Genomic DNA, 4,326 nt, shown 5'->3' on the forward strand with positions numbered 1-4,326 from the left:
GACGAGGGCGGCGGGCCGAAGCCGACTGCCGGATGCGGGTGGTGGGATGGAGGCGCGCAGGTGCATGCCTGACTCCTTGACCTGGGAACGGCGAGAGCTGGACACCGGTGCGGGGACGCCGCCCTCCGCACCCGGGGGCGAGCAGGGGACGGCGTCACGGCGGCCGGGTCGGAGCTCCCGCTGAGCATGTCATGCCCATGCCATCCGGCACGGTGCCGGGCCGCCGTCGGGGAGCGTAGCGGATAGGAAAGTTTCCTACCAGTGGTTCGACACCACGGTCTGCGGGGCCGGACGAGGACGGTGACTCGGTCGGGTGGCCGGTCATTCAGCCCGGGGAGTCATGGCGGTCAGCACTGCCACAGGAGTGCCGCGCGGCCACACGGCGTGCAGCTGTGCACGTAGGCGCGGCCGGAACCGAAGTTCATCGCGGTCACGGGGTCGGGGCCTTCGGCGAGTTCAACGGTGAAGACCATGGGCTGCGCGCAGGTGGGACAGGAGGGTGTCTCATCGCACTGGAGCCAGTCGGGGCTGCCGCCGAACCGGCCCAGGATCGTCGCGGTGCCGGGTGCCGTGCGGGCGGGCACGGCGGCCCGGACGGCTCCGAGTCCGAGGAGTTCCCGATCCACGCCGTCGGGGGCCGGGACGGGCTCCAGGCCGCCGTCGGGGAGCAGCAGGGCGAGGTTGCCACCTGCGGTGGGGCTCCATTGTGTGCACTGTCCGGGGCGGTTCGCGCACATGAACAGGGCCAGTACCCCGGGGGCGGGGGTGGTGTGCCCCGGGAGGTCGCCGAGGCGGATGTGGGCGAGGAACTGCAGGGGTGCGGCACACGCGGCGCAGGCCGGCCACAGGGTGCCCGCGGGGGCGAGGGGTGTGCCGCCGGTACGGGTGACCGGGGCGTCCGGGGCGACCGGCCCGCCGTCGAGGAGGAACATCGTCATGCCGGGAATGTACGCGCGGGGTTGCGGCGGTGCGGGAGGTGGGGCCGAGCACGCTCTGGTCGGCCCGGCGGGTTCAGCCGGGGTCGGGGTATCCGTCCTGTCGACCCGATGGGTCCCGGACGTCGGGACCACGGCACGAGGACGAAGGCGGTCAGCACGGCGGGAGTGGGTTCCAGGAAGAACTCCACGAACCGCACGCCGAGTTCGGCGGCTCGGGCCGTCACCTCGGTGCGGTCCGCACCGACGCCGACGACGTCGACCAGGATGCCGCGCAGGGCCGAGAAGTCCTCCACCGTGTGGTCGATCGGTGAAGCCGGAGATCGGCAGCGCGGCCGAGCCGACGTGGTCGAGGGTGCGCGGCTTGGGCACGATCCGGTCTTCGGTCACCACCACGTGGTCGGCGTGGCTGCCCCGCGGCGGGACGGTCCAGCCGTAGACCTCCTCGACCACCGCGAAGCGGGCCGCTCCCTTGCCGATACGGACCTTCCGGTCCGCGGGGTTCACGGTCCGCCGTTCGACGGGTGATCCGATGGCCGGTCGTGCCGTGATGATGCCGGACGGGCCGGCCGCGGGGCACCTCGATCGCGGGTCGAGGGAACCGTGTGATGATGTGCGTCCACTCCGGGGAGGCGATGGTGCTGAGAAGGGGCGCGCGGTGGGCCGCGGGCGCGATGGCCGCGGTCTGCATGGTGCTGCTCCTGGGTCCCAGCGCACCGAGCCGTGGCCTGCCCCTCGCCAGGCCGCTGCCGTCCGATGCCCCCGGGGAGGTCGTGCCCGACCGGGTCGGCACGTGGAACATCTGCAATCCGTGCGGCGGGAGCGGGCTCAACTTCGGCCGGGCGACGGAGATCGCCACGGCCGCGCCGCAGGTCATCGGCCTGCAGGAGGCGTGCGTACGGGACGTCGAGGAGATCCGCGGGTACCTGGAGGAGGTCTACGGGCTGGTCTACCGGGTCGAGTACGGGTCGGTCCTGCGGAACTGGAACCGGTGCGGGGGGCTGCCGTGGCGGCCGGGCGGTTTCGGCCAGGCGATCCTCTCGGCGGCGCCGATGACGGACCGGGTGAGCGTCGAATACCCCGATGGCGGCTCCGAGGACCGCGGATACCTGGCCGTCACCACGCTGGTGGGCGGCCGTCCCGTCCGCGTCTTCGACACCCACCTCGCCGAACGCCGGCAGGGAGAGGTCCGGGCGGGCCAGGTGGAGGTACTCGCCGCGGAGGTCGCCCGTCACGACCGTGCGATCGTCCTCGGCGACTTCAACGCCGTGCCGGACGCGCCCGAGCTCGGCCCGATGTGGGCCCTGGCCCGGGACACGGACCCCGGCTGCCGCCCCTCGCCCGGCGACGCCGACAGCTGCGCGGCGACCACCGATTGGAACAGCAAGTTCGACTACGTGTTCCTGCGCGGCATCGCCCCGCGCACGCACCGCGTCCGCCCCAGCCCGTACTCGGACCACCACATGCTGCACACCGACCTGAACGCGGGGCCGGGCCGTGGTTGACGGCCGGGACGTGCCTACCGGTCCTTGACGAAGGCCGCGGCCGCGGTGCTCAGGGTGAGGCTGGTGCCCAGGACCACGACGAGGGTGATCGTGGCGAGGACACCGCCGGGGGCGCCGGGGCGGGGCCCCAGGCGGATCGGCACGTCGCCCCGCGGGTCCCGGGTGACCTGCACCGTCGACCCGACGGCCGGCGGGTGGGCGCCCTTGAGTTCGAGGCGGGGCCTGCCTCCGTCGGGGAGCTTCAGGCCGATCGACGTGACCTGGTCGCGGATGCCGCTCATGGGGTCGGAGGTACGGATCCACTCCGTCACCACGGCCTGCTCGGTCACGCCCTGATCGTGCATCCGCTGGTCCTCGCTCATGTCGAAGCGCAGGATGAACAGCAGGACCACCGCCGCTCCGCCGAGCCTGGTCACTTCGGCCATCGCGGGCCCCCTCCGGCTGCCGATACCGCACGGCCCGGCCACCCCGCGGGCCCGCACCCGTGGACGTACCCCGTACGGGCGGGAGGGAAGCGGGGTGGGGTCCTGTCCCTCCGCCCCCTGGCGGCGCCGGTGACGGAGCGCCCGATACGGCGCGGCGTGGGGAGACATGAAGCGACCTTCTGAATGGGTTCGAGGGCGTGGCGGCAGCCCTGGCAGCTCGTGGCCGGGATGCGGAAGAGGGGTGTCGCCGCCGGGGACCCTCTCCATGGACCCCCTCGGCCGTCATGTGAGCATGCGAGGTCCCCGGCGGCGCAACAGGCAGGAAACTACTGCCCGTTCCGCCGGCCGTGCCCATGGGGACGCGGGAATTGGCACCCTCTTGACGGCGGCGCACGAGACGCGTCAAGCGACCGTCAGGGGTGCGTCGACGGGCCCTCTTCCTCCGCTTCCCGTAAGGATGTCGTCAAGAGTTCCCCTGCGCCCGTATGGAGCCCGTCAAGGTGACTCAACGCCGGGCTGAAGACAGGGTTATCTCGGCATCGGCCATCTGGCCGATTCGATTCCTCTCTCTTCATCCAGGAGCTCGCCGTGGCCGATCCGGCCTTCGTCGTCACCACGGTCGCGGTGTTCGCGCTGGTGGCTCTCATCGCCCGGGGGGTGGCCGAGCTGTGACCGTCGAGAACATCGTCGGCCTCGTCGTGGCCGTCTCCCTGCTCGGATACCTCGTCCTCGCCCTCGTGTACCCGGAGAGGTTCTGAGCCGGCACGAGTCCCCGGACCGCCGGCGTCCTCCAGCTCCTCGCGCTGATCGCCGCGCTCGCCCTCGCCTACCGCCCGCCGGGCGACCACAGAGAAGAAGAGTCTGAACATGGGACGCGGCAAGCTCCGCATCTACCTCGGTGCGGCACCGGGCGTCGGCAAGACGTACGCGATGCTGTCCGAGGCACACCGACGGGTCGAGCGGGGCACCGACTGCGTCGTCGGCTTCGTCGAGCACCACAGTCGTCCGCGGACCGAGGTGATGCTGCACGGTCTGGAGCTCATCGAGCGGCGCGAGCTGGAGTACCGCGGTTCCACCTTCACCGAGATGGACGTGGACGCGATCCTCGCGCGGCGGCCCGCCGTCGCGCTGGTGGACGAGCTCGCCCACACCAACGTACCCGGCTCGCGCAACGCCAAGCGCTGGCAGGACGTCGAGGAGCTCCTCCAGGCCGGCATCGATGTCGTCTCGACCGTGAACATCCAGCACCTGGAGTCGCTGGGCGACGTGGTCGAGACGATCACCGGCGTACGCCAGCGGGAGACGGTCCCCGACGAGGTCGCGCGCCGCGCCGACCAGATCGAGCTCGTCGACATGTCCCCGCAGGCCCTGCGGCGGCGCATGGCCCACGGCAACGTCTACAAGCCCGACAAGGTCGACGCGGCCCTGTCGAACTACTTCCGGCCGGGGAACCTCACCGCG

At 72.1% G+C, this 4,326-nt stretch carries 5 protein-coding genes and 1 pseudogene; 3 read left to right on the forward strand and 3 right to left on the reverse strand.

Translation table 11 applies throughout. From position 1 onward, the window contains the following. Positions 1 to 347 precede the first annotated feature (347 nt). Both ABZW32_RS39010 and ABZW32_RS39015 read right to left on the reverse strand, forming a co-directional pair. Positions 348 to 938, reverse strand: a complete 591-nt coding sequence (locus ABZW32_RS39010; protein ID WP_356225556.1) for a DUF1963 domain-containing protein — start codon at positions 936 to 938, stop codon at positions 348 to 350. Continuing rightward, on the reverse strand, positions 935 to 1,231 hold the full coding sequence (locus ABZW32_RS39015; RefSeq protein WP_356225558.1) for a hypothetical protein: 297 nt from the start codon (positions 1,229 to 1,231) through the stop codon (positions 935 to 937). Before ABZW32_RS39015 ends, ABZW32_RS39010 begins: the two co-directional genes overlap by 4 nt. A gap of 339 nt (positions 1,232 to 1,570) precedes the next feature. On the opposite strand from ABZW32_RS39015, the gene ABZW32_RS39020 reads away from it, so the two are divergent. After that, complete coding sequence (locus tag ABZW32_RS39020; RefSeq protein ID WP_356225560.1) at positions 1,571 to 2,440, forward strand: endonuclease/exonuclease/phosphatase family protein; 870 nt, start codon at positions 1,571 to 1,573, stop codon at positions 2,438 to 2,440. 14 nt (positions 2,441 to 2,454) lie between these two features. Here ABZW32_RS39020 and ABZW32_RS39025 read toward each other — a convergent pair whose 3' ends face one another. Beyond that, positions 2,455 to 2,865 (reverse strand): hypothetical protein, encoded by a 411-nt coding sequence (locus ABZW32_RS39025; RefSeq protein WP_356225561.1) that lies wholly within the window; start codon positions 2,863 to 2,865, stop codon positions 2,455 to 2,457. Positions 2,866 to 3,533: 668 nt separating this feature from the next. Between ABZW32_RS39025 and kdpF the strand changes: the two genes are divergently transcribed. Beyond that, positions 3,534 to 3,623, forward strand: coding sequence for a K(+)-transporting ATPase subunit F (gene kdpF, locus ABZW32_RS39030; RefSeq protein ID WP_042817481.1), 90 nt, complete (start codon positions 3,534 to 3,536; stop codon positions 3,621 to 3,623). A gap of 109 nt (positions 3,624 to 3,732) precedes the next feature. Further along, a pseudogene (locus ABZW32_RS39035) lies at positions 3,733 to 4,326 on the forward strand (histidine kinase); the annotation flags it as partial.

The sequence above is a fragment of the Streptomyces sp. NPDC004667 genome (genome assembly GCF_040609475.1).
Lineage (GTDB): Bacteria > Actinomycetota > Actinomycetes > Streptomycetales > Streptomycetaceae > Streptomyces.

Excerpts from the sequence above, each read along its gene's own strand:
- ABZW32_RS39010 (WP_356225556.1), bottom strand. The coding sequence starts at position 938 with ATGACGATGTTCCTCCTCGACGGCGGGCCGGTCGCCCCGGACGCCCCG.
- ABZW32_RS39020 (WP_356225560.1), top strand. The coding sequence starts at position 1,571 with ATGGTGCTGAGAAGGGGCGCGCGGTGGGCCGCGGGCGCGATGGCCGCG.
- ABZW32_RS39025 (WP_356225561.1), bottom strand. The coding sequence starts at position 2,865 with ATGGCCGAAGTGACCAGGCTCGGCGGAGCGGCGGTGGTCCTGCTGTTC.